Here is a 23,747-nt window from a genome sequence, read left to right as displayed (position 1 = left end):
CGGGGAGGACCTGCTTGATGCAGTTCAGCGTCCACCCAGCGTGGAGTTGATCGCCGCGATCCGGCCCAGTGCATCGAAGGTGATCTCGGTGGTGCTGCCGTCGGGCAGGGGGGCGCTGATCCGATCGGCGCCCGCCTCGACGGTCACGCCGTGGTGGGCGAAGTAGCCGCTGACCACCTGGCGGGCGGAGTGCCCGAAGAGCCCTGCGCCGGTCGTCAGGAAGCGCGGCATGGCGATCGAGTCCAGTTTCGCGTGCGGGATCTGAGGGTCGTCCGGGGCGAAGTAGACCCGGGTCGCTGGTCCGGCCGATTCACCGATGTACCCCGGGGCGCCGAGTACGCCCATCCCGACGAAGGCAATCGCTTCGGCGGCCTGGCGCGGATCGCCGAAGCCTGACAGATCCACGCTGGCGTGCTGGAGTTCGGGCACCCCGTTGCGACGCCCGAACTCGGCGATCCGCTCGCTGGCCGCCACCACCGCACTGCCACGCAGTCCGGGATTGGCCCATCCCCAGAGCCAGGACTGCTCGGACAGGTCGTACGAGCCGAGGAGGCCGACCCGTATTGTGCGGCCGGCGGACTGGTACACGCACTGGTTGAGGTCGGCCGTCCATGGGCCACCGGGCAGCACTCGGCCAAGTTCCTCGAGTTGCTCGGCTCCCCAGGCGGCATGGCCTTCGGCGGTGCGGAGGAAGGCGTCGGTGAATGTCGTCGTCACGGCGCGACTGTACTGACGTCGATTCACCTGTCCCCAGGTCCCATGTGATCGCGGTCATCGACCCCGACGTGCACTGAGGCCGCGGAACGACGAAGGTCCCGACCGCTGGGCGGTCGGGACCTTCGGCTGCCATGGCTGGCAGAGGCGGAGGATACGAGATTCGAACTCGTGAGGGGTTGCCCCCAACACGCTTTCCAACTGTTCGTCTGGGTGTCCGGATGGGTTCGCCAGCGTCCTGACCTGCGGCGTGGTGGCCCTGGGAGCTACCGCAGGACGCTCCTGAACGGAGATGAATGCAACTGGAACTGCAACTGGCCGAGGCGCCGCTAGTGGTCACGTGCGCGCTTCGATCACGCTGTCCACCACCGCCCACTGCGTGAGCTGGTCGCGAAAGATCAGTGAGCCTGAGGGGGTGAGCCCGGACGCAATGAAGTCCGGCAAGGACGCACCGACGGGCAGGTCCACCAGGCGCAGCACCAGCTCTGCGATTCGGTTGCCGCTGTCCACGATGAACGTGCTGGTCTCGCCGAGAACGATGGTTTCCCACTGGAAGCCATCGACCTCGACCAAGTTTTCGCCAGCCACGAGCCAGATCGGCGCCGGGAAAGCGACGCTGCCCGAATAGGTGCTCCCGGGCTCTCCCACGATGAGGCGGCCGTACTCGTCGTTCCACCCGGCGAGCAGCGAGCTGAGGAGCCCCTGCACCGTGCCTGCCCGGTCGTAGTAGCTCGCCTCGTGGACGGACACCCGGCCGGTCGACTCAGGGAGGCATGTTGGACACTGAACCAGGTTCCCTGTGTTTTGAAACGTCAACTTTGGTTCGTCCTTGACCCATGCCTGGGCGGTGACCGACAGCTTGCGCACGCGGCCGCTCCAGTCGTCATCGGTGAACGGCCTGAGTTGGGCCAACACGATGCTCTCGTCTCGCGCGTATTTTCGGGCGCCAGATGTGAATTCGGAGGAGCCGACGACGATGCCCTGCACGGGCTGGAGGTGGAGCAGCGCACCGTTGAAGTCCCGGACGATACCGATGCCGATCTTCTTGGGGCCGTAGTTTTTGCACTCAATGAGGATGCGCCGTTGCTCTGCGCCGTAGGTCAGCTGTACGTCGATCTGGTGACTGGCTTCCTTGCCGACACCGCGCAGGGTGACGTCGTGCACGACCGCGTTGCTCGCGTCGAGGGCCTTGAAGACGATCGCGGTCAGGCGCTCGTACTTCGTCCCGCTCTTGAGCTTCTCTTCGGCTACCGCTTCGTCGTAGATCTGCTCAATTTCGTCTGTCATGGCCCACATTGTGACGGAGGGCGCGGTGGCGCGGCCGGCTCTACAGCAGCGGGATCTGCCCCGCGACGGGGGACGTGGAGCCGATGCCGCGCCGGCTCTCGCCCCAGATGCTGTTGACCCTTGTATGGCGCAACCAGCTGGGTCTGTGCTGATGGGCATCGTGCAGGCGTTTTGCGCAGGGCGACCGGTCAAGCGGCCATCGCGGGGAGAGCACGGAGGCGTTCGCGGAACTCGGCGACGGCGGGTTCCGCCTGGTGGGGCTTGAGGTAGCTATCGAACTTGGTGAGGCGATCGACTGCGCGGACCGACTGGACGGGCCCTTCGAGGAGGTCGAGGCCGCGGTTGGCGGCGTCCAGTGCGCCGTCGAGGTCCTTCCCGGCGAGGCGAGCGGTGGCGAGGCGTCCGGCTCGTACGGCCTGGTCACGGGGGACGGCCTGGTCGATCGAGGAGGCGAGGGCTCCGGTGGCGCGCTCGACTTGGCCGGAGCGGAGCATGATCTTGCCCTCGGTGGAGCTCAGCTGGGCGTCGCCGTACCAGGACAGCCAGCTGGGCAGTTCGTCGCCGTCGTGCTGGCTCCACAGGTCGAGGGAGCGGTTGAGGGCGGTGCCGGCCTTCTGGTGCTGGCCGTCGCGGGACAGGCTCTCGGCGTGATGGAGTTCGAGGAAGCTCCGGACGCCGGGCTGGATGCGGTTGGTGCTGTTGTCCAGCGCGGTGCTGATGAGGTTGATCCGGCCGTGGGTGTCGCCGTGCTCGGAGAGGTGGACGCCCATCTCCGCGAGGAGGAAGGCGCCGAGGGCGTCGTCGCCGGCGGTCTTGGCACAGCGAAGGGCTGCGACGTAGTACTGCTGCCCGGCGGAGCGGAGTCCGGCGTCGTAGGCCATCCAGCCGGTGATGTAGTTGGCTCGGGCGGCGAGTCGGTAGAGGCGGGCTTCGAGCGCACCGGTGTTGCGGCCGTTGTCCAGCAGGCTGGTGATGACGGCCAGGTCGCCCTGGGCCTGTCCGATGAGTCGGGCGCCGCCCATCTGCTCATCGAGGGTCCGCAGGGTCTCGACCCGGGTCTCCAGTGTGCTGACCATCTGGTCGGTGACCTGGTCGCCGTTCATGCCGGCGGCCAGGGCTGGCGAGGCAGCTGCCCAGCTCGCCGCGACGGTGGCCATGGCGGCCCCTGTGATGGTGAGAAATCCGCGCCTGTCCATACGCCCACTCCTGCCCAGTTCCACCAGTACGTCCACGGTACCGGCCTTCGTCCACGGCGCCGTGATGCTGGTCACTTCCCAGACGGGCAGCCAGCTTGGCCACGGATTGCTCGTCACGGTACGGGACTTGACGCCCAGTAGGTCAGCCAGGACGACCTGTGCGTCGGGTTCTGGTGCCTGGCCGTTCTCCCACTTCCACACCAGGGTCCGATTGGTGGCCAGGTTGATGCCGAGTTTGGCGCCGTGGTCTCGCATGATGCCCGCGAACTGGTTCTTCCCCCACCCTCGTAACTGCCTCAGGTAGGTCAGCGGGTGGACTGCCAGCAGATCTGAACTCACGTCAAACCACGCTCCCCGGAAGACTCGTCCGTGAGCGTATCGCTACCCAGGGCTATCGGTTGGCGATCGGCAGAAACCCCCTGGAAACCTTCCGGGTGTGGTGGTCCGGCCCGACTCTGTTACAGCAGCACCCGCGCGGTCGCCCTGGCGGTTCACTGGCCGACTCGTTCGCGCTCCTCACCGCCCCACGTCCTCACCCCCTCCTGCGGTCGGTGCTGCTTTCCCCAGCTCAGCACCGAAGGGTTCCTCGCCATGGTCGTGCACAGCTATGCCTTCTTCCTGATCCGAGACCCCGCCTCCGTGCCCAAGGCCCGGCGCCGGATCCGCGCCACGGTCGCGGACTGGGGCATCCGGCTGGACGACGCCACCGGTGACGCTCTCGACCTGGTCACCTCGGAGCTGGTGACCAACGCGGTGCGGCACACCACCGGGCCGATGCTCACCGTCGCCATCTATGCCAACCCCTCCATGCGGCGGGCTCTGGTGGAGGTCTACGACGGGTCGCAGGCCATCCCCCGGGCCCGTCACGCCGCCCCGGACGCCGAGACCGGGCGGGGCATGTTCCTGGTCGAGCGCCTGGCCCTGGCTCACGGCGTCGAGCGGACCGAGCGCGGCAAGCGGGTCTGGGCCGAGCTGGCCCTGCCCGAGCGGCCGCTGACCCGCCGCCAGCTCATCGCCCGTCCGCACCGGGCGGTGCGGGCGCTGGCCCGCCGGATGTCGGCCCCCCGCCGGCATCGGATACACCCGCCCACCCTGGTCGGTGCCCACGCGCACTGACCACCAGCCCGTACCCCTCCAACCGAGAGGACGACATGACCAGCACCCAGCACCACAGCGCTAACGCGGTCCGGCTCCACGGCCGTCCCGCCGTCCGCAGCTTCCTCGAAGATCCCTGCCTCACCATCGCCGACCTGTCGATGGTGCTGCTGGTTCGCGGTGACGCGGACCAGGAGACGCGGGCCATGCCGACGGTCACCGTCGCCCGGATCCCGCAGGTGATGCACGACCTGGCCGCCCTGGGCGTCCGCTCGGTGAAGGTCTTCGCCGGGACTACCCACCGCGACAGCGAGGCGTCCGGGTCGCTGGCCGCCGACAGCCTGATGGTGAGGGCGATCCACGCGGCGAAGGACGCCGAGCCGGGCATCGCGGTGATGACCGAGACGTGCCTGTGCGGCTACACCGACACCGGCGAGTGCCACCTGACGACCGGCGGGCGGATCGACCGCGCGCGGACGGCAGAGGTGACGGCCGCCCAGGCCGTGGTGCAGGCGGCGGCTGGCGCCGACATCGTGGGACCGGCCGCGATGATGGCCGGCATCACCGGAGCCGTTCGCGCGGCGCTGGATGCGGCCGGGCACACGGATGTGGCGATCATGCCGCACCTGATCTTCGACTCGGCGCTCTACGAGGGCTACCGCACCACCATGGACGCCACCCCGGCCTCCGGCGCCCACCGGCCCTTCCAGCTCAGCCCCCGGCAGCCGGAGGCCGCAGTGGAGGCGGGCCTCGCCTTCCTGGCCGAGGGCGCCGACATGCTGCTGCTGGAGCCCGGGATGCTCTCGGTGGACACCCTCACCAGCCTCAAGCAGAGGACGGCCGCTCCCCTGATGCCGTTCTCCGTCTCGGGCGAGTACATGCGTCTGGCGCCCGTCGACGAGGCCACCGGGCAGCGGGACTTCCGGCCGCTTCTGGAGCTGTTCACGATGCTCAAGCGATCGGGCGCGGACCGGATCATCACCTACGCGGCCACCGACCTCGCCCGCCTGCTGACCGGCTAAGCGGCCGGCCGGATCTGGGCCAGGATGCCCTCCGCGCCCTGGTCCAGGAGGAGGCCGGCCACCAGCACGCCCAGCTTCTCCGGCTCGGACAGCGGACCGGAGAAGCTGGCCTCCACCTGCACCGAACCGTCCAGGGAGGTGACCTGACCGTGCAGGGCGAGCATGCCGTCCTCCGCCTTCGCGTACGCGCCGACCGGCACCGAGCACCCACCGTGCAGCTCCGCGAGCATCGCCCGCTCGGCCCGAACCTGCGCGTCCACCACCAGATCGCCGGTTCCCGCCAGGATCTCGCGCGCCAGCTGGTTGTCCTCGCGGATCTGGATCCCGAGCGCCCCCTGGCCTGGGCTCGGCGGGAACTGGTCGAGCGGCAGGAGCTCGCCGATCTTGTCGCCCATGTCCAGCCGCTTGAGGCCGGCCGCCGCGAGCACCACGGCGTCCAGGTTCATGGTCTTGAGCTTGTTCACCCTCGGCGGGACGTTGCCGCGGATCGGCACCGGCACCAGGTCCGGGCGGACGTGCAGGAGCTGGGCGATCCGGCGGGCCGCGCTTGTGCCGATCTTGGCGCCGTGAGGCAGGGCCGCCAGCGTCGAGCGGGCCGGGTCCGAGCAGCACAGCGCGTCGCGGACGTCCTCGCGGCCCGGCGGGGGCAGCAGGATCAAGCCGGGCGGGTTGCTGGTCGGCAGGTCCTTCAGCGAGTGGACCACCACGTCCACCTCGCCCCGCACCAGCGCGGCCTCCTGCTCGGTGGAGAACGCGCTACCGCCGCTGCTGGCGGACACGGCCGCAAGCGCCGTCTTCCGGTCCCGGTCGCCGCCTTCCAGGATCACCTGGTGGCGGAACTCGACGTCGGGGAAACGCTCTCGCAGCGGTGCCAGGAACTCTTTCACCTGGGCTTTCGCCAGGTGACTGGCCCGCGATCCCACGACCAACGTGCGCATTCCCGAACTCCCGGCCTCGGCATGAATGTTGACCGAATGTTACTCCGATTTGTGTGACCTTTTTCCGACGGTATGTCGGAATGCTTGATTGGAGATCGAATGCCGTCCACCGGCCGCACCATCCGTATCGGCGCCCGTTCCTCACCGATGTCCCTCGCGCAGGTCGCCCGTGTCCGGGCCGACCTCGCCGAGCTCCACCCCGGCCTGGAGACCGAGCTGGTGCCGTTCGTCGCCGCCGGCGACCTCGCACCAGGACAGCAGGCCGGGCTCGGCGACAAGGGGTCCTTCACCGGCGACATCGAGGAGGCCCTGCTGAGCGGCGTCTGCGACCTCGCGGTGCACTGCATGAAGGACGTCACGGGCGATCCCCTCGTCACCCCGGGCACGGTCTTCGCGGCCTACCCCAAGCGGGCGGACATCCGTGACGCCCTCGTCCACGCCCGCGGCCTGACCCTCGACCGGCTTCCCGCCGGGACCCGTGTCGGCACCTCCGCCGTTCGGCGAGTCGCCCAGCTCACCCGCAGTCACCCGCACCTGGAGCTCGTGCCGGTGCGGGGAACGGCGAACCTGCGGCTGGCCGCCCTGGAGGCCCGGGAGGTGGACGCGCTGGTGCTGGCCGCCTCCGGGCTGGAGCGGATCGGCGAACAGCACCGGATCAGCGAGGTGCTGAGCACCGAGCAGATGTGCCCGCCGCTGGGGGCCGCCGTGCTGGGCCTGCAGTGCCGCGAGGACGACGAAGAGCTGATCACCCACCTTGCTCCTCTGGGCGATCGCGCGACGACGCGGGAGATCACCGCCGAGCGGGCCGTGCTGCACGTCCTGCGCGGGCACTGCAACAGCCCGATCGCCGGCTTCGCCCGTGCCTTCGAGGACGGTCACCTGGGGCTTCGCGCGATGGTCTTCTCACCAGACGGTGCCACCGTGCTGGAAGCCGCGCAGTCCGCCGGCCAGCTCGACCCGGAAGCCCTCGGCAAGGCCGTGGCCGCCACCTTGATCCGCGACGGCGCCCGCGACCTGATCGACTCCATCGCACACTGACGTCACCCGTGCCGGTCGGCGGTCTCGGGCTCTGCAACGAGGATGAGGAGGCGGTTGGCCAGTTCGTGTGCCAATGGGGTGAGGCCGTCGAGGACCTGGTGGGTGTAGAGGCTGTCGGGCTGGCACGCGAGGTTGCGTACGGTGGCCCAGCTGTCGGCGATGGCGGCCAGTCGCTGTCGGTCGCGGCTGATGGCGGCCTGCCGCTGGGTGATGTAGTCCTCGGCGCACTGGTGAGCCTGCTGCCAGTCGATGTCGCCGCTGTCGGCGAGTTCGGTGAGGGCGGGCCCCGGATCGCGGTCTGCGCGGCGAATGGCGTCGATCTCCTCGACCTTGCGGCGCAGTTGTTCGTCTTCGAGGCGCTGGTCGAGGGTGGCGGTAGCGGTGTCGAGGGTGAGCTCGCCCTCGGTCACCTGGGCAGCGAGGTCGGGGGCGTGCTGGAGGAGACGGTCGTGCTTCGCCTTGACCCTCTGCGCTTTGATGTTGTGCTGGCGCACGATGTCGGCGGCGGCGTCGAGTCGGAGCTTTCCGTCGCGGACCTGCTCGGCGAGGTCGGGGGAGTACTTGAGGACGGTGTTGGCGAGGGACAGTCGGGTGCGGCTGAGGCTGTGAAGGTTGGCGTAGGTGCGCAGGGACTGCCCCGATTGTGCGAGCACCATGGCGTGGACCATGGCGCGCTGGCCTTCGGTGACATGTCGGCGTCGCACGTTGGCGGCCCAGATGTACGCGGTCTGGTCGGTGCCGGTGTAGGTGGTGAAGCGGGGTTCGACACCGGCGAGTTCGCAGGCGGCGAGGCGGTTGCGGCCGTCGAGGAGGACGCCGTCGGGGTCGAGGACGATCGGCATCTTCTGGCCGAACTCCTTGATGCACTGGGCGAGGTCGTACAGCTCGTGCTCGGGGAGCATCGGGAAGTTGGCGGCGAGCGGGTGGATCTTCAGGATGGCTTCCTTGCTGGGCGGGGCGCCGGGGCACCGGGTCGGTGCCCCGGCGTGGGGAGGTTGCGGGTGTGCGACTGGCTGGAGGGTCAGCGGCTCCGGCGCTGCGGAGTGCCGGCCGTTGCGGTGGGCGGGGCGGTCGGGTTGACGGGGGCGCTGCGTAGTCCGCGGGCGGCGGTGGAGCGCATGAGGGCGGCTTCGGCGGCGGTGTTGCGCTCGGGGTTGCGGCCGGTGTGCTGGACGCGGGCGAGGAGGACCTTGGCGGGTAGGCGGGCGGTGGTGAGTTTGCGGCGGGCGGCGGCCTCCTGGAGGAGGTGGCGGGGCTGGTGGCCGAGGGCCTTGGCGTCGGCGAGGACGGTGGCCAGGGCGGGCCAGTTGGGGTCGGCGAGGATGCGGGTGGCGTGGTCGGGGACGGCGGAGCGGACGTCGCCGGCGAGGGTGTTGGTGATCTCCGGGTTCGGCTGGCGGTGGGTGAGGGCGGCGAGTTGGTCGGTGGCGGCTTGGTCGTAGGCGGCCTGCAGATGCTGGACGGCCTGCTGGGCGGCTTGGGTCTGCTGGGCGTGGCCTCGGGTCTGGTGCCAGCGGCTGGCGAGGATCGCCGCCCACAACAGGGCCGCGATCGTGACGGCGAGGGCGTTGCCGTCGGGGCCGTCGCCGGCGTGGATGATGTCGCGGGCTGCCCTGCGTAGGTCGGCGGCGCCCTGGTGGTCGGCGCGGACCTGGGAGCGCTGGGCTCGGACGAACGCCTTGGTGGCGGCTCGCAGTTCGGCCCGCAGCTCGGCGGGAGCCTGCTGGGCGGTGGCGTTGATGATGTCGCCCAGCGCGGTGATCTGTGCTTGGGCCAGCGCACCGCCGTCCTCGCCACCCGCTGCCCCGGTGGTGTCCTCGGCGAGGTGCCGATGGACGTGGTCGAGGGCGTCGGTGGTGCGCTGCCAACTGCTCGCAGGCCGGTTGCGGCGGGCGGTGGGGTGTTCCTCCGGTGTGCTGGTGGCGAGGCGGGCGCGGAGCTTGGGCAGAGACAGGTCCGGGGCGATCTTGCCGCCGGGTATGTAGATCTGCTCGCCCTCGGCATTGGTGTCGCCGGGCCGTCCGACCGAGTAGCCCTGGAGGTCGCCGGAGGGCAGGCGGCGGGTCTTGACCTCGACGCCGTCGGCCTCCAGGTAGGCGAGGAGTTCCTCCACGTTGGCGGCGTGGGGGATGGCGTCGCGGACGCGGTCCTGCAGCCAGGCGCGGCTGGTCTGCTGCCAGCCGAGCCGGTCGGCCTTGTGCATCTCGGCCTGGCTGGGGCGACGCTCGCCGGTGCGGTCACCGGGCTGGACCTGGTGAAGGTCGAGTTCCTTCTCGATGGCGCGGGCTTCGGCCTGGGCGCGCTTGCCACTGTTGTGGTGCTTGGGGCGGCGGCCGTCTTCGCGGACGGTGGTGGCGAGGATGTGGATGTGGTCGTCGGCGTGGCGCACGGCGATCCAGCGGCAGCCGTGCGGGTCGCCGTCGGGGGCGATGCCGGCGGCGTGGACGATGCGGCGGGCGATCTCCCCCCACTCGGCGTCGGAGAGGTAGCGGTCGGTCTTGGCGGCGCGGACGGGGCAGTGCCAGACGTGGTCGGTGACCTTGCGGCCGAAGCCGGTGTTGCGCAGGTTGACCGGCTCGTCGAGGATCCGGGCGAGCTGGGTGAGGGTGGCGCTCTGGTCGCGGCCGGGATCGCGCAGGCCGAGGGGGCTGAAGGAGGCGACGATGTGCGGGTCGGTGTGCTCGTCGTGGCGGCCGGGGCCGTAGAGGTAGGCGAGCAGGCCGCGGGTGTTGCCGCCGGGGGCCTTGACGGAGGGGATCACGCTTTCTGGCCTCCTTCCGGGCTGGTGGTCGGGATGAGCAGGGCTTGGGCGATGTCGAGGAGCAGGTGCTCCAGGCGGATCAGGCGCTCGCGGCTGTCGGGTACGAGGCGGTCGTCGCGGTGCAGCACGTGGACCATCTGGTTGACGTTGTTGCCGACGGCGTTGATCTCCTGGCGGATCTCGGCCCGGAACTCCTGGAGTGCGAGGCGGTCGGTGTGCAGCGGCAGGTCGACGGTGAATTCGCCCCGGATGAAGGCCAGCGAGATGTCGCCGACGTATCCGGAGATCGTGTCCTTGTAGCCGTGGCGATCGGCGGCATCGAGCAGCTCGGCGTGCTCCGGCGGGGTGTAGCCGACCGGACCGACTCGCTCCTTGCGGCGGGTTCCGGTGTGCTTTCGGATCTTGCCCTTGGGCATCGGCTGGGCGTCGTCGGGATCGTTCAGTTTCGGGACATCGAGCGCGGCGGTGTTCGCGTGCAGGAACGTGTCACGGGCGGCACGGACGTTCTCGTCATCGACGGTGGCAGGCGTCTCGTCGGCGCTCTGGTCGGCGCGGACGCGGGCGAGGATGTCGAGCTGCAGGGCGTTGAGTTCGTCCGGGCCGGGGGCCTGGGCCATGTCCGGCGCGCCCTCGCGCCGGGCCTCCTCCGCCACCCCTGGGGCGGAGGACCCCAGTCCGGCGCGAAGTGTCGGAGACTGGGTACAACTGGCTCCGCCAGGAGCCGAGTTACCGAAGGCGCGCTGCCATAGGCCGGTCAGCCTACCGCTCTTGGCGCCCTCCTCGTGTCCAGTGCGGGCGGGTGCGTGGTGCTGCTGCGGGTCGGGCACGGGTTCTCCGGAGGCGGTGGGTGCGGGGTGTGCGCGGGATGCGGGGTGATGGTCGGGCGGGAATCCCGGTTTGGCGGTGCCGGATCTCCGGTGTAGGGGGAGGGGTTTCGGGACTTCCGGTGTCGCCGCTGACGGCATACGGGGTTTCGGTGGTCACCGGTTGGTAGGGGAGGGGACCGGCTCGCCCGGTCCGGCAGCGGCCGGTGCTCGGGCGAGCCGTCTGAGCAGAGGGGGCGTCAGGCCGCCGAGGGGCTGGCTTGCGCGTCGTCCTGTCGGCTGGCGTGCTCGTCCTTGAAGCGCTGGGTCAGCTTGCCGAGGCGGTCGCTGGCGATGGGTATGCCGGCCTCGCGCAGGGCCGTCTTGATCACGGCCTGGGTGGGCCCGTGCTCCTCCACAGCGCGGCGGGCTATCTCGGCGAGCTCGTCCATCGAGGCGGCGGGCCTTCGGCCGGTGCGCTTGGTCCCCACCACCGGCTCCCGCTCGGCAGGCTGGACGACGTTGTCGGGGGCGGCCACCAGCTCGTCGTCGAACGGGTCGTTCTGCTCCGCGTCCGCCACCAGGGCGGGTTCGGTGGCCGGGGTGGGGTTGGGGGCCTCGTGGAGCGGCAGCGCGTCCTCGGCGGGCTCCGGTTCGGTGGTGGCCTCGCTCTCGGTGTTGTTGTGGGCCAGGAGGGTGCCGCCGAAGAAGGCGAGGGCGGGCCATCCGGCGACCAGGATCCGCAGCCAGGCCGGGACACGGGTGAGGTCGAGCAGTCCGGCGGTGGCGATGTTGGCGCCGAGGGAGGTGGTCAGGGCGATGGCGAACCAGGTCCATGCACTGCTGGCCGGGTGTCCGGTGGTGCGCAGGGTCCGCATGCGGCGCCAGGCGGCGACGAGCAGCAGGTCCACCGAGACGGGGTAGGCCCATGCCTTCCAGCCGTGTTGTCCGGCGGCTTCGGCGATGTCGTGGAGGTGGGCGAAGGACAGGGCGCCCGCGATGGCGGCCTGTACGAGGACGGCGTCCGGGCGGGGAAGACGCATTGGGGTGGTGGCAGTCATGCGGAAGGTGGTCCTCGCGGGTGGTGTGGTGATGGTTTGCGGGATTGCCGTCTTGGCCGTCTTGCCGTCTTGGCCGCTGCGGGACGGGCGCCCGGCCGGGGCGGGTACAGCTGGCCGGTGGCGTCGCGGCTGCGGCGAGTTCGGGTTCGGGACGGTGCGCGTATCCGTCTTGGGATGCGTATCCGTCCCGATGGCATGGCCTGTGACCTGCGGTTATACGGCAGGGACGGCTGGGACGGCACAAGACGGATGTGTTTCCCGTCCCGGCGCGGGCCCGCCGCTCGCGCGGTGGTTCGGGCGGCGGCGGGCCGTGGAGGTGCGGGGCGGTTGCCGTCTTGGAGGCGGGGTCCTGCCGTCCCTGGGACGGATGCGGCTTCCGTCTTGGGGCGGCGTTCCGTCTTGCTGACAGGTGCTGTGACCTGCGCTGTTACGGCTGGGACGGCAGGGACGGCATCTCGGGGGTGCTGGTCAGCTTCTGCCGCCCGCAGTGGCGCCCGTGCCTTCGGGTGCGGGGGTGCTGGGGTGGACGGTGGGGCAGTAGCGGCGCCAGGCGTCGAGGAACTTGTGGCGCGTGTAGCCCTTGCGCTGGGTGCTGTCGGGCATGCGGACGTTGCCGGAGGCGATGCCGAACTCGCGCAGCATCGCGCTCAGGCCGCGCGGGGTCAGCCCGCCCCGGCCCGACTCCGCCCAGGGGGCCTCGGGGTCGCTGTTGAGGGTGAACAGCAGTTGGTCGGTGGCGATGCTGTCGGGCTCGCCGACGGCGTGGAAGATCCGGCGGATGTCGGCGAGGATCCTTGCGCCGCCGGGGTTGTCCTCCTCGGTCTGGATCTCGGCGTGGACCATGCGCGTGCACGCCCGGCGGGCGAGGCGGGGCCAGGGGCCTCCGGCGAGGTCGGCGATGATCACCAGGGGCTCCCACGTGTCGGCCGCGCGATCCTCGACCGGCATGGCGGGCTCCAACTGCAGGGCCCGGTCGGCGAGCGGCGCTGTCCAGCGGGCGATCTTGTCGCGGATCGCGTGCAGGTCGGGGCTGTCCCGCTTGGTCCGGTACGGGGCGACCGTCTCGCCTGCGGCGCGGCGGCGCATGCGGATCACGATCGAGCGGTCCATGATCGTGTCGGGCAGGTCGCCGATACCGGCGATGGCCGCCATGGCGAAGGTGTGGAACCTGCGCGGGGTGTGGTCGTTGCCGACGACCCGCAGCACGTAGCGGTCCCGCTGGTGCCCGGCGTTGAGCAGGCCGCGCATCTCCTCGTTCTTCTCCGCCATCTTCGGGCTGCCGAAGATTGTGTCCGCCTCGTCCACCAGCAGGGTGGGCGGCTCCTCGGTGATCGAGCGGAACACGGCGGCCGGGGTGGAGTTCACCGTCAGCACCGGCTGGTGCACCGTCTCGGTGAGCACGTCGAGCAGGCGCGACTTGCCGCAGCGCTTGGCCGGGCCGACCACGGCCAGGCGCGGGGCGTGCTGCCACGAGCCCTGCAGGTGGGTCGCCGCCACCCACAGCGTGGCGGCGTCCAGGGCCTCCTCGGAGGGCAGGATCACGAACTTCGCGATCTGGGCCTTCAGCTGGGCGAGCAGGTCGGCGCCCTCGGTCGGCGCGGTGTCCGCGATCAGGTCGGTCCCGTCCGGGGTGGCGGGCTCGGCCGGTGCCGCGTCGGCGTTGTCTCCACAGGCTGTGGACACGGGTGCCGGGCGGGCGGGCAGGTAGGCGCCGGGCTCGCCGGCCTTGGCCACGGGCGGCCAGAGAACAGCGGACGTGTCCGCTGCGGGGGGTGTGGCGGAGGGCAGGGGGGCAGTACTCTCGGTCATGGAGATCCTCACTCGGCGGCTCGGGGGGCAACCCGGTCCGCCGTAGGTCGACTGTCCTGGGATGGGCGGTGGCGAGGTTTTCGATCAGCCCCCGGTGTTCGTAGCGCCGGGGGCTTCGCGTTTTTTCTCGGGACACTCGGGCCGCTTCCCGGCCCGGCATAACCTCCTCTCGGTTGGCTTCTTCATGCTGTCAGGATCGAACGTAGTGGCACCCCCATCTCCTGGTCAAGCGCTTCACGCATATTTCTCTCAACCTCTTCCGGCATGTCTGCTGGTTAGCCTGATATGCGGAGATATCGTGAAGGGTTGTCTCAACCGCTTGGCGGTTGGCCATTCCATGCTGCTACTGTCGATCCCGTCGCCGCGTCGCACCTACTCGCAATCGGAAGGAGGTTGGTATGGTCAACCCCATGGTGCATCGGTATAAGGCCCTAGAGGGCGAGGCCCTCGTGGCCCACAACCTGAAGGTCCTGCGCAAGGCGGCCCGCCTCTCCCAGGAGGACGTGGCTGAGCGCATGACCCGGCTCGGCTTCAAGTTCCACCAGACCCAGGTCGCCAAGATCGAGAACGGAACCCGCCCGGTCCGCTTCGACGAGGTGATCGGTCTGGCCAAGGCACTCAGCGTCCCGCCGGCCAACTTCATGACCGAAGCCGTGGCCGGCCCGGACGAACCGGACTACGAGCTCCAGGAAGCGGGCTTCCGCCTCCAGGCCGCCCAGCTGGAGTGGAGAACCGCCCACGACATCGAGCAGGGTGCCAAGGCCCGACTCGACGAGGCCGAGCGCGAGTACGACGAGATCGCTGAGCGCCTCGCAGCCCAGGGCATCGCCGTAACCGTCGACGAGCCCGAGTGGTACCCGGCCCCCAACTCCAAGTGGGACCCCCTCCGCAAGGCCCCCTCGGCCGACCGATAGTCGAGCCCGCCCAGCTCGCCCCGGCTCGGCGGCCTCGATGGCATCATCGCCACGACTCGGCCGGAAACCTAAAAAGGCCGGCCTGGTCCATACGACCAAGATCTTTTTTCGTTTCCGGCCGGAGTCGCCGTAGCGTGCCCGTCCCGCCCACCCCCTAACCCGCTGTCCGACCCCCGGCGCTACGAACGCCGAGGGCCGCCCGGCAGCGCCATCACACACCGCCCATCCCACACAGTCGCCACGGCGGCGCGTTGCCCCGCGCCGCTGGGAGGAACACCCATGCCTGAAACGCCTCTGTCCCTCGCACGCCTTGCCGGCGCGATCGGTCTCACGGAGCACCAGCTCCTCGCCCTCGTCGCCAGCTGCGGCACGGACCCGACGCTCATCGCCCTCACTGTCGAAGAAGCCGCCCGTCGCCTCGGCGTTGGTCGGACGACCATGTACGCCCTCGTCGCATCTGGTGAGGTTCCGTCCGTGACGATCGGCCGCCTTCGCCGCATCCCCGCCCAGGCCCTGGGCGAGTACGTCGCGGCACTCGCCCAGACCGCCGACTCGACCGTCGCGCTCGCGGCCTGAAGGGGGCGCACATGGCAAAGTCCCGGCAGCCCAACGGCGCCTCCTCGATCTACCTCGGCAAGGATGGCTACTGGCACGGCTACGTGACCGTCGGCGTCAAGGACAACGGCAAGCCCGACCGCCGCCACGTCATGCGCAAGAGCCGTGCTGACGCGACCAAGGCCGTCCGCGAGCTGGAGAAGAAGCGTGACTCCGGCACCGTCGCGAAGGCCGGTCAGACCTGGACCGTCAAGACCTGGCTGACCCACTGGGTCGAGAACATCGCCGCGCCGCACGTCGGCGAGAACACCATCGACGGCTACCGTGTTGCGGTCTACCACCACCTCATCCCCGGCGTCGGCGCGCACCGCCTTGCCAAGCTGCAGCCCGAGCACCTGGAGCGCTTCTACCAGAAGATGCAGAAGGACGGCAGCGCCGCCGGCACTGCCCACCAGGTCCACCGCACCGTGCGCACCGCGCTCAACGAGGCTGTCCGCCGAGGCCACTTGGCGATCAATCCGGCCTCCATCGCCAAGGCCCCGCGCCTGGAAGAGGAGGAGGTCGAGCCCTACACGGTCGAAGAGGTTCAGCGCCTCCTCGACCAGGCCAACAAGCAGCGGCACCCAGCGCGTTGGGTCATATCCTTGGCGCTCGGCCTGCGGCAAGGCGAGGTCCTCGGCCTCAAGTGGACGGACGTCGACTTCGAGCTGCGCGTCCTGACTGTCCACCGGAACCGCCTGCGGCCCCGCTACGAGCACGGCTGTGGCAACCGCTGCGGGCGTAAGCCCGGCTACTGCCCGCAGAAGGTCAATATCCGACGCGAGACGAAGGACACGAAGTCGCGTGCGGGCCGCCGCCCGATCGGCATCCCTGACCCGCTGCTTCAGCTCCTCGTCCAGCACCGGCGTGAACAGGAGCGCGACCGACGGATCGCCGCAGACCTGTGGGTCGAGAAGGGGTACGTCTTCACCTCGCCCACCGGCGAGCCGCTCAACCCGAACACCGATCACCATGAGTGGAAGGACATGCTCAAGGCGGCGGGCATCCGCGCGGCGCGCCTGCACGACGCTCGCCACACGGCGGCCACCGTCCTGCTGATCCTCGGCGTCCCGGACACGATCGTCGACGCGATCATGGGCTGGGAGCCCGGTAAGTCCGCCCGGATGCGCCGCCGCTACCAGCACCTCACCAACCGGGTGCTTACCGACACAGCCGACAAGGTCGGCTGCCTGCTCTGGCCGTTCCCCGAAGCGCCGCCCGCCGCCTGATCGCGGCAACCGCAACTAAAACTGCAACTACGCAACGACGAAGGCCCCGACCGGAAACCGGTCGGGGCCTTCAACTGCCCTGGCGGGCAAAGGCGGAGGATACGAGATTCGAACTCGTGAGGGGTTGCCCCCAACACGCTTTCCAAGCGTGCGCCCTAGGCCTCTAGGCGAATCCTCCGTGGGAGAGCTTAGCCCATGTTCAGGGGTGCTCGCGAACCGCTATCTCGCAGGTTGGGGGAGGGGGGTCGCCTGCGGATCGGAGAAGGGGTGGGGGTGCTGAGTGGGGGCGCGGATCCGGTACTCTTGTGCCAGCCCCTCGTGTGGCGTTATCTCTCTGAATCCCCCCAGGGCCGGAAGGCAGCAAGGGTAGGAGGGCTCTGGCGGGTGCACGAGGGGTCCTTGCGTTTCCGGGGCGGGCTGCTGCGGGGGCTGCTGCGGGATGAAGGACGACGCGTTTGTCTGTCTGTCCCGATATCGTCGGGGGCGTGTCCCTAGCCCTGTACCGCCGCTATCGCCCCGAGACTTTCGCCGAGGTCATCGGGCAGGAGCACGTGACCGCTCCGCTCCAGCAGGCCCTGCGCAACAACAGGGTCAACCACGCCTACCTGTTCAGCGGCCCGCGCGGCTGTGGCAAGACGACCAGCGCGCGCATCCTGGCCCGCTGCCTCAACTGCGAGCAGGGGCCGACGCCGACGCCGTGCGGTGAGTGCCAGTCCTGCCAGGACCTGGCGACGGGCGGGCCGGGGTCGATCGACGTGATCGAGATCGACGCCGCCTCGCACGGTGGTGTGGACGACGCGCGTGAGCTGCGTGAGCGGGCGTTCTTCGCGCCGGTGCACAGCCGGTACAAGATCTTCATCCTGGACGAGGCGCACATGGTGACCTCGGCCGGGTTCAACGCGCTGCTCAAGGTGGTGGAGGAGCCGCCGGAGCACCTCAAGTTCATCTTCGCGACCACCGAGCCGGAGAAGGTGATCGGGACGATCCGGTCCCGGACGCACCACTATCCGTTCCGGCTGGTCCCGCCGGGGACGCTGCGGGACTACCTGGCGGAGGTCTGCGGCCGGGAGGGCATCCAGGTCGAGGACTCGGTGTTCCCGCTGGTGGTGCGGGCCGGTGCCGGGTCGGTGCGTGACTCGATGTCGGTGATGGACCAGCTGCTGGCCGGCGCCACCGAGGGCGGGGTGACGTACAAGATGGCCACGGCGCTGCTCGGGTACACCGACTCGGCGCTGCTGGACGAGGTGATCGACGCGTTCGCGGCGCACGACGGCGCGACGGTCTTCCAGGTGGTCGACCGGGTGGTCGAGGGTGGCCACGACCCGCGGCGGTTCGTGACGGATCTGCTGGAGCGGCTGCGCGACCTGGTGATCCTGGCCACAGTGCCGGAGGCCGGGGAGAAGGGGCTGATCGACGCCCCGGCGGACCGGATCGCGATCATGCAGGCGCAGGCCGACGGTTTCGGGGCGGGGGAGTTGAGCCGGGCCGCCGACATCGTCAACACCGGGCTGACGGAGATGCGCGGGAACGCCGCGCCGCGGCTGCAGCTGGAGTTGATCTGCGCCCGGGTGATGCTGCCCGGGGCCTACACCGACGAGCTGTCGCTGATGGCCCGGGTGGACAAGCTGGAGCGGCGGTCCGCGATGGCCCCGGTGGCGATGGGGGTGGCTGGGCCGATGGCCGCGGCCCCGGTCGCCCAGGCTCCCGTCGCCCAGGCGCCGGTCGGCCAGGCGCCGGTCGCGATGGCGCCGCAGGCCCCGGTGGCCCAGGCCCCCGTGGCAGCCGCCCCGGCACCCACGCCCCCGCAGCAGCCCCAGCAATACGAGCAGCCTCAGCCGTACGAGCAGCCCCAAGCGGCGCAACCGCCGCAGCCGCCCGCCCCCGCGACGCCGCCCCCCGGTGCCTGGCCGATCCCGCGCAGCTTCCCCGCCACGGGAGCGGCGCCCGCCCCCGTGGCGCCGCAGCAGCCGCAGCCGCAGCCAGTTGCCCAGGTGCCGCAGCCCGTTGCCCCGGCCGCGGTGCCGCCGCCCGCCCCCGGGCAGTCGGCGCCGTCCGCGCAGCAGCAGCAAGGGGCCGCCCAGGTGCGGCAGTTGTGGCCGCAGGTGCTGGAGGCGGTGAAGAACCGCCGGCGGTTCACCTGGATCCTGCTCAGCCAGAACGGCCAGGTGGCCGGCTTCGACGGCAGCACGCTGCAGGTCTCGTTCATCAACGCCGGCGCCCGGGACAGCTTCGTCAGCAGCAACAGCGACGACGTGCTGCGCCAGGCGCTGGCGGACGCGCTCGGCGTGGACTGGCGGGTCGAGTGCATCGTCGATCCGTCCGGCGGCACCCAGACGCCGCAGGCCGCCGGCGGCCCCGGCGCTGGTGCCGGTGGCGGTGGCGGCTGGGGAGCCGCACCGCAGGCGCCGCGTTCGGCGCCGGCCGCGACGGCCACCGCGGTGGGCGGCTTCGGCGCCGGTCCGGGTGCCACGGGCAATCCGGCAGCCGCCCCGGGCGCAGGCGGGCCGACCGGCGGCGGTGCCATGGGCGCTGCGCAGTCGGGTATCGGGCAGCAGGGCATCGGGCAGTCGGGTGCTGGGCAGCAGGGCGCCGTGCAGCCCGGCGCGGCCGTCCCGGGGTCGATGCCGTCCGCATCCACCGCGCCCGGCCAGGCCGCCGCGCCGTACTCCCCGTCCGCGCCGGCCGGGCCGCCGCCGGGGGCCATGCGGCCGTCGGCGCCCGAGGACGAGGACATCTCGGTGGACGATGTCCCGGAGGCTCGCCAGGAGACGGTCTCCGGCCAGGAGCTGATCATGCGTGAGCTGGGCGCCACCGTCCTGGAGGAGATCGAGCACGGCAGGTGAGTGCCCCGCCCCGGGCAGCCCGGGGCAGGACGTAGGCTCGGACCCGGCGTGGTCCGACGGATGACGCAGCAGCGTGACCGGGCCCACGCACCGGGCCCACGTGACAGAGCTCAGTACCTCAGGCAGGAGTGAACCGTGTTCCCTGGTGGCCAGCCCAACATGCAGCAGCTGCTCAAGCAGGCGCAGAAGATGCAGCAGGACCTTGCCAAGGCCCAGGAGGAACTGGCCAAGACACAGGTCAGCGGTACCGCGGGCGGCGGTCTGGTGGAGGCGACGGTGACCGGCAGCGGTGAGCTGGTGGCGCTGACCATCGCCCCGCAGGCGGTGGACCCGGAGGACACCGAGACGCTGGCCGACCTGGTGCTCGCGGCCGTCCGCGATGCCAACGCCGCCGCGCAGAAGCTCCAGGCGGAGCGGATGGGCCCGCTGACCCAGGGCCTGGGCGGTATGGGCGGCGGCATCCCTGGCCTGCCGTTCTGACATTTTGCCGTCGCGGAGCGAAACAGTTCGATCAGAGTCGACTTTCGGGCGTCGGGCCGGTGTGTCCGGCGCCCGAATCGTTGGATGATGGCACCGTCGCACCGTCGCACCGGGATGGCCGCGACAGGGCACGGCGGACGACAGAGCTCAGCAGACGACAGCACGGCGGACGACCGGGCACGGCGGACGACAGAGCACAGCAGACGACCGGGCACAGCAGACGACAGAGCACGACAGACGCAGTAGAAGGGCAGCGCGGTGTACGAGGGCGTAGTTCAGGACCTGATCGACGAACTGGGCAGGCTGCCCGGCGTCGGGCCCAAGAGCGCCCAGCGGATCGCCTTCCACATCCTGCAGTCCGACCCGGTGGACGTGCGTCGGCTGGCGCACGCGCTGCTCGAGGTCAAGGAGAAGGTGCGGTTCTGCTCGGTCTGCGGCAACGTCGCGGAGGCCGAGCAGTGCCGGGTCTGCCTGGACCCGCGCCGCGACCTCACGGTGATCTGCGTGGTCGAGGAGTCCAAGGACGTGGTCGCCATCGAGCGGACCCGTGAGTTCCGCGGCCGCTACCACGTGCTCGGCGGCGCGATCAGTCCGATCGAGGGAGTCGGTCCGGACGATCTGCGGATCCGCGAGCTGTTGGCGCGGCTGGCCGACGGGACGGTCGGCGAGCTGATCCTCGCGACAGACCCCAACCTGGAGGGGGAGGCAACCGCCACCTACCTGGCCCGGCTCTGCAAGCCGATGGGCCTGAAGGTGACTCGGCTGGCGAGCGGATTGCCCGTCGGCGGGGACTTGGAGTACGCCGACGAGGTCACCCTCGGCCGGGCCTTCGAAGGGAGACGACTGCTCGATGTCTGACAACAGCGCGCACCAGGCGGTGCACACGGTTCACACCTTTGAACCGGATGACTTCGCGGTGCAGATCGCGGATTCCATCAAGAGCTTCGTGCTCGCGGTGACCGAGATCGCCAAGGGCGACGAGCCGGGCAGCGCGGTGTCACTGCTGCTCCTGGAGGTCTCCCAGCTGCTGCTGGCCGGCGGTCGGCTCGGCGCGATCGAGGACGTGGTGCCGGAGGACCGCTTCGAGCCGGACGCCGGCCCGGAGCCGGACGGCGTCGAGCTGCGTGAGCACCTGGCGGAGCTGCTCGCGCCGATCGACGTCTACCACGAGGTCTTCGACCCGTACGGGCCGCTGGACAAGCCGAACGCCTTCCGGATCTCGGACGACCTGGCGGGGGTGGTCAGCGACCTGCGCCACGGGCTGACCCACTACGACGAGGGCCGGGTCAGCGAGGCGCTCTGGTGGTGGCAGTTCTCCTACCTCTCCACCTGGGGTTCGAGCTGCACGGCCGTGCTGCGGGCGCTGCAGTCGCTGATCGCGCACGTGCGGCTGGACAGCCCGATCGGCGCGGTGCCGGACGGGGCCGACACCGACGACGACGGCTTGACGGACGAGCAGCTGGAGCAGCAGGCGGGCGACCTGATGGCGGCCGAACTCGGCACCTGACCGCCGCCCGACCGTCGACCGCCGCCGACGGTCGACCGCCGCCCGCCCGTCGACCGCCGCCCGCCCGTCGACCGCCGCCCGGCCGTCGACGGCGGGCACCCAGCGCCCGCAACCGCAGGACCCAGCGCCCGCAACCGCGGGCCCGGGGCCTGTGCGGGCGCTCAGATATCGATCAGCAGCAGCCGCAGCAGCTCGTTGAGCTGCTGCGTCTGTCCGTCGTCGAGGCAGGCCAGGGCTCGCTGCTGCTCGACCAGGCCGGCCGCGACCGCCTGGTCGACCACCGTCCTGCCCGGGTCGGTGAGGGTGATCCGCAGGCCGCGCCGGTCCGCCGGGTCGGGGGAGCGCAGCACCAGACCACCGCGCTCCAGCTTGTCCAGCCGGCCGGTCATGCCACCGGTGGTCAGCATCAGGGTGGTGGTCAGTTCGCGGGGTGAGAGCGTGTGCGGGGCGGGGGCGCGCCGCAGGGTGGCGAGCACGTCGAACTCGCCGCGGCTGATGCCGTACTCCTGGTAGATCTTCTCGATCCGGTCGCCCATGATCCGGGCCAGCCGGTAGATCCGGCCGAACGTCGCCATCGCGTCCGTCCGCAGATCCGGCCGGGCCACTCGCCACTGCTCGATGATCGCGTCCACGGCGTCCGTGCCGTCCTTCGCCGTCGTCGACGGCTGCGTCGACTGCTGCTGCGCTGACTGCTCCATGGGACCAGTCTGCCATAAAGAAGCTTGCATCTAAGTAGCTTGCTGCTAAGTTACTTACAACTTAGTGATGTGGAGGCAGCCCGTGTCCCTGACCTTTCGAGGCGTTCGAGGCATTCCTGGCTCTTCAGGCCTTCCGGGCGGCCGGAGCGTCGACCGGGTCCCGGGCGAGCGCGCCCTGCTGGCCGGCATGGCGATCGACTCGGTGGGCTCGGGCATGTACATCCCGTTCAGCCTGGTCTTCTTCCGGCACGTCACCGGCCTGCCGCTGACCGCGATCGGCGCGGTCCTCACGGCGGCCGGCTTCGCGGCGATGGCGGTGCTGCCGCTGGTCGGCACGGCGGTCGACCGGTTCGGCGCCCGCCGGCTGCAGCTGGCGCTGTACGTGCTGCGCGGGCTGGGCTTCGCCGCCTACCCGTTCGCGGGCTCGCTGCCCGCCTTCGCGGCGGTGGCGCTGCTGACCTCGATCGGGGACCGCGGCTTCCCGGTGGCCCAGCAGGCCCGGATCGGCGAGTTGGCGCGCGGTGGGCAGGTCGAGCGGCTGCAGGCGATCGCGCGCAGCCTGGCCAACGCGGGGCTCGGGGCCGGGACGCTGCTCGCCTCCCTGATGATCGGCCTGCTGGGGGACCGCGGCTTCACGGCGGCGGCCGTGCTGAACGCGGCCAGCTTCTTCGCCGCCGCGCTGCTGGCCCGCCGGGTCCCCGCGGTGCCGCGCGCTACGGGGGCCGCGGGCGCCGCGGGTGCTACGGGCGACAAGGGCGACAAGGGCGACAGGGGTGCCACGGGCGACAGGGCGTCGCGCGGGGGCGGGCGGGGCGGCTACCGGACGGTACTGGCCGACCGGCCCTACCTCGGCCTGACCGGGGCCAACTTCCTGATCGCGCTCGGCTACTCCGCCCTCTCGGTGCTGCTGCCGGTCTTCGCGGTCAACTGCCTGGGGGCTCCGCAGTCGCTGACCGGGGCGGCCTTCGTGGTGAACACGGTGCTCTGCGCGACGGCCGGGGTGCCGGTGGCCCGGCTGGCCCGGCGGGTCGGCAGCCGCACCAGGGCGGCGGCGCTCGGCGCGGGGTTCTTCGCGCTGGCGGGGCTCGGGCAGGCGGTGCTCGGTACCGTGCGGCCGCATGCGCTGCCGGTGGTGATGGGCGGGCTGCTGTTCCTGGTGGTGCTGTCCACAGTGGGGGAGCTGGTGCACAACCCGTCCGCCTCGGCGCTCTCCACCGCCGCGGCCCCGGCGGCGCTGCGCGGGCGGTACCTGGCGGCCTACCAGCTCTCCTGGTCGCTGGCGAAGACGGTGGCGCCCTCGCTCTTCACCCTGCTGCTGGCGGCGGACGCCCGGCTGCCCTGGCTGCTGGTCGCGGCCACCGCGCTGGCGGGCGGCGCGCTGCTGCTCCGCCTGGGCCGCCGGCTGCCGGCGGCGGTGCTCAGCCCCGCCCCGACGGTCACCGTGTCCACCCCCGGCAGCGCGGACGTGAGCACCGGTGTCCCGGGTCGCCACCCGCTCCCCGCCGCTTGCTAGGGCGTGTCCGGCCCTCCGCGTCCCCGCTCCGCAGAATTGTCGAAAAATTTCCTCCGGCAAATTCCGAGCCCGCGATGCCCTCGTCCCGCGAATTCTTTCGGACCCCCGCCCCGCCGTCCGAAGACTCGCCCGTTGGCCCGTCCATCCCGCGTTCACCAGATGAAACGTGTGTCTCATGATATGGATCACGGCTGATGCCCGTCCCCTGCTCGGTAGACTGACCGGCGACCGCAGTACCCCCTCCC

Annotated in this window: 21 protein-coding genes, 1 tRNA gene and 1 other RNA gene; 12 read left to right on the top strand and 11 right to left on the bottom strand. The window is 70.9% G+C overall.

Annotation, left to right across the window (positions count from 1 at the left end):
- Positions 1-24: 24 nt before the first annotated feature.
- From ACFZB9_RS21090 to ACFZB9_RS21080, 3 genes are all read right to left on the bottom strand, one after another.
- Positions 25-717: a DUF6882 domain-containing protein gene (locus ACFZB9_RS21090; RefSeq protein WP_391449241.1), complete on the bottom strand. Its 693-nt coding sequence runs from the start codon at positions 715-717 to the stop codon at positions 25-27.
- A 333-nt stretch (positions 718-1,050) separates the two neighbouring features.
- A complete protein-coding gene (locus ACFZB9_RS21085; RefSeq protein ID WP_391449239.1) occupies positions 1,051-2,001 on the bottom strand; it encodes a restriction endonuclease in 951 nt (316 codons plus the stop codon).
- Between the two features lie 188 nt (positions 2,002-2,189).
- Positions 2,190-3,536, bottom strand: coding sequence for a transcriptional regulator (locus tag ACFZB9_RS21080; protein ID WP_391449237.1), 1,347 nt, complete (start codon positions 3,534-3,536; stop codon positions 2,190-2,192).
- A 252-nt stretch (positions 3,537-3,788) separates the two neighbouring features.
- Between ACFZB9_RS21080 and ACFZB9_RS21075 the strand changes: the two genes are divergently transcribed.
- Together ACFZB9_RS21075 and ACFZB9_RS21070 are read left to right on the top strand one after the other, a co-directional pair.
- Entirely contained in the window at positions 3,789-4,313 is a 525-nt protein-coding gene (locus ACFZB9_RS21075; protein ID WP_391449235.1) for an ATP-binding protein, read from the top strand.
- 35 nt (positions 4,314-4,348) lie between these two features.
- Positions 4,349-5,314, top strand: a complete 966-nt coding sequence (locus tag ACFZB9_RS21070; protein ID WP_391449233.1) for a hypothetical protein — start codon at positions 4,349-4,351, stop codon at positions 5,312-5,314.
- On the opposite strand, the gene hemC (ACFZB9_RS21065) is transcribed toward ACFZB9_RS21070, so the two are convergent.
- Positions 5,311-6,252, bottom strand: a complete 942-nt coding sequence (gene hemC / locus ACFZB9_RS21065) for a hydroxymethylbilane synthase (RefSeq protein ID WP_391449231.1) — start codon at positions 6,250-6,252, stop codon at positions 5,311-5,313. The genes ACFZB9_RS21070 and hemC (ACFZB9_RS21065) overlap by 4 nt on opposite strands.
- Positions 6,253-6,351: 99 nt before the next feature.
- On the opposite strand from hemC (ACFZB9_RS21065), the gene hemC (ACFZB9_RS21060) reads away from it, so the two are divergent.
- Complete coding sequence (hemC, locus tag ACFZB9_RS21060; RefSeq protein ID WP_391449230.1) at positions 6,352-7,290, top strand: hydroxymethylbilane synthase; 939 nt, start codon at positions 6,352-6,354, stop codon at positions 7,288-7,290.
- A 2-nt stretch (positions 7,291-7,292) separates the two neighbouring features.
- On the opposite strand, the gene ACFZB9_RS21055 is transcribed toward hemC (ACFZB9_RS21060), so the two are convergent.
- From ACFZB9_RS21055 to ACFZB9_RS21035, 5 genes are all read right to left on the bottom strand, one after another.
- Complete coding sequence (locus ACFZB9_RS21055) at positions 7,293-8,192, bottom strand: ParB/RepB/Spo0J family partition protein (protein ID WP_391449228.1); 900 nt, start codon at positions 8,190-8,192, stop codon at positions 7,293-7,295.
- Between the two features lie 119 nt (positions 8,193-8,311).
- Positions 8,312-10,051 (bottom strand): relaxase/mobilization nuclease domain-containing protein, encoded by a 1,740-nt coding sequence (locus tag ACFZB9_RS21050; protein ID WP_391449226.1) that lies wholly within the window; start codon positions 10,049-10,051, stop codon positions 8,312-8,314.
- A complete protein-coding gene (locus ACFZB9_RS21045; protein WP_391449224.1) occupies positions 10,048-10,704 on the bottom strand; it encodes a plasmid mobilization relaxosome protein MobC in 657 nt (218 codons plus the stop codon). The genes ACFZB9_RS21050 and ACFZB9_RS21045 overlap by 4 nt, the downstream gene beginning before the upstream one ends.
- Positions 10,705-11,114: 410 nt before the next feature.
- Positions 11,115-11,915: a DUF2637 domain-containing protein gene (locus tag ACFZB9_RS21040; RefSeq protein ID WP_391449222.1), complete on the bottom strand. Its 801-nt coding sequence runs from the start codon at positions 11,913-11,915 to the stop codon at positions 11,115-11,117.
- A gap of 468 nt (positions 11,916-12,383) precedes the next feature.
- Positions 12,384-13,724, bottom strand: a complete 1,341-nt coding sequence (locus tag ACFZB9_RS21035) for a DUF3631 domain-containing protein (RefSeq protein ID WP_391449220.1) — start codon at positions 13,722-13,724, stop codon at positions 12,384-12,386.
- Between the two features lie 410 nt (positions 13,725-14,134).
- Here ACFZB9_RS21035 and ACFZB9_RS21030 point away from each other — a divergent pair, with 410 nt between their 5' ends.
- The 3 genes from ACFZB9_RS21030 (at position 14,135) to ACFZB9_RS21020 (ending at position 16,461) form a co-directional block, all read left to right on the top strand.
- Positions 14,135-14,638, top strand: coding sequence for a helix-turn-helix domain-containing protein (locus ACFZB9_RS21030; RefSeq protein ID WP_391449218.1), 504 nt, complete (start codon positions 14,135-14,137; stop codon positions 14,636-14,638).
- A 279-nt stretch (positions 14,639-14,917) separates the two neighbouring features.
- Positions 14,918-15,214 (top strand): helix-turn-helix domain-containing protein, encoded by a 297-nt coding sequence (locus ACFZB9_RS21025; RefSeq protein ID WP_391449217.1) that lies wholly within the window; start codon positions 14,918-14,920, stop codon positions 15,212-15,214.
- A gap of 11 nt (positions 15,215-15,225) precedes the next feature.
- Positions 15,226-16,461: a tyrosine-type recombinase/integrase gene (locus ACFZB9_RS21020; RefSeq protein WP_391449215.1), complete on the top strand. Its 1,236-nt coding sequence runs from the start codon at positions 15,226-15,228 to the stop codon at positions 16,459-16,461.
- A 93-nt stretch (positions 16,462-16,554) separates the two neighbouring features.
- Here the strand turns inward: ACFZB9_RS21020 and ACFZB9_RS21015 are convergent.
- Positions 16,555-16,639, bottom strand: a tRNA-Ser gene (locus tag ACFZB9_RS21015).
- A 132-nt stretch (positions 16,640-16,771) separates the two neighbouring features.
- Between ACFZB9_RS21015 and ffs the strand changes: the two genes are divergently transcribed.
- The 5 genes from ffs to ACFZB9_RS20990 all read left to right on the top strand — a co-directional run bounded on the left by ffs (position 16,772) and on the right by ACFZB9_RS20990 (position 21,291).
- An RNA gene (ffs, locus tag ACFZB9_RS21010) (signal recognition particle sRNA small type) lies at positions 16,772-16,862 on the top strand.
- A gap of 84 nt (positions 16,863-16,946) precedes the next feature.
- On the top strand, positions 16,947-19,304 hold the full coding sequence (locus tag ACFZB9_RS21005; RefSeq protein WP_391449213.1) for a DNA polymerase III subunit gamma and tau: 2,358 nt from the start codon (positions 16,947-16,949) through the stop codon (positions 19,302-19,304).
- A gap of 135 nt (positions 19,305-19,439) precedes the next feature.
- Positions 19,440-19,784, top strand: coding sequence for a YbaB/EbfC family nucleoid-associated protein (locus ACFZB9_RS21000; protein WP_391449211.1), 345 nt, complete (start codon positions 19,440-19,442; stop codon positions 19,782-19,784).
- Between the two features lie 258 nt (positions 19,785-20,042).
- Positions 20,043-20,642 (top strand): recombination mediator RecR, encoded by a 600-nt coding sequence (recR, locus tag ACFZB9_RS20995; protein ID WP_391449209.1) that lies wholly within the window; start codon positions 20,043-20,045, stop codon positions 20,640-20,642.
- Positions 20,635-21,291 (top strand): DUF5063 domain-containing protein, encoded by a 657-nt coding sequence (locus ACFZB9_RS20990; RefSeq protein WP_391449207.1) that lies wholly within the window; start codon positions 20,635-20,637, stop codon positions 21,289-21,291. Before recR ends, ACFZB9_RS20990 begins: the two co-directional genes overlap by 8 nt.
- A 161-nt stretch (positions 21,292-21,452) precedes the next feature.
- On the opposite strand, the gene ACFZB9_RS20985 is transcribed toward ACFZB9_RS20990, so the two are convergent.
- Positions 21,453-21,989 (bottom strand): MarR family winged helix-turn-helix transcriptional regulator, encoded by a 537-nt coding sequence (locus tag ACFZB9_RS20985; RefSeq protein ID WP_391449205.1) that lies wholly within the window; start codon positions 21,987-21,989, stop codon positions 21,453-21,455.
- A 187-nt stretch (positions 21,990-22,176) separates the two neighbouring features.
- On the opposite strand from ACFZB9_RS20985, the gene ACFZB9_RS20980 reads away from it, so the two are divergent.
- On the top strand, positions 22,177-23,502 hold the full coding sequence (locus ACFZB9_RS20980) for an MFS transporter (RefSeq protein WP_391449203.1): 1,326 nt from the start codon (positions 22,177-22,179) through the stop codon (positions 23,500-23,502).
- The last annotated feature ends 245 nt before the right edge of the window (positions 23,503-23,747 follow it).

The sequence above is a fragment of the Kitasatospora sp. NPDC008050 genome (assembly GCF_042957465.1).
Classification (GTDB): Bacteria; Actinomycetota; Actinomycetes; order Streptomycetales; family Streptomycetaceae; genus Kitasatospora.
This window is presented reverse-complemented; position numbering and strand designations above follow the sequence as displayed.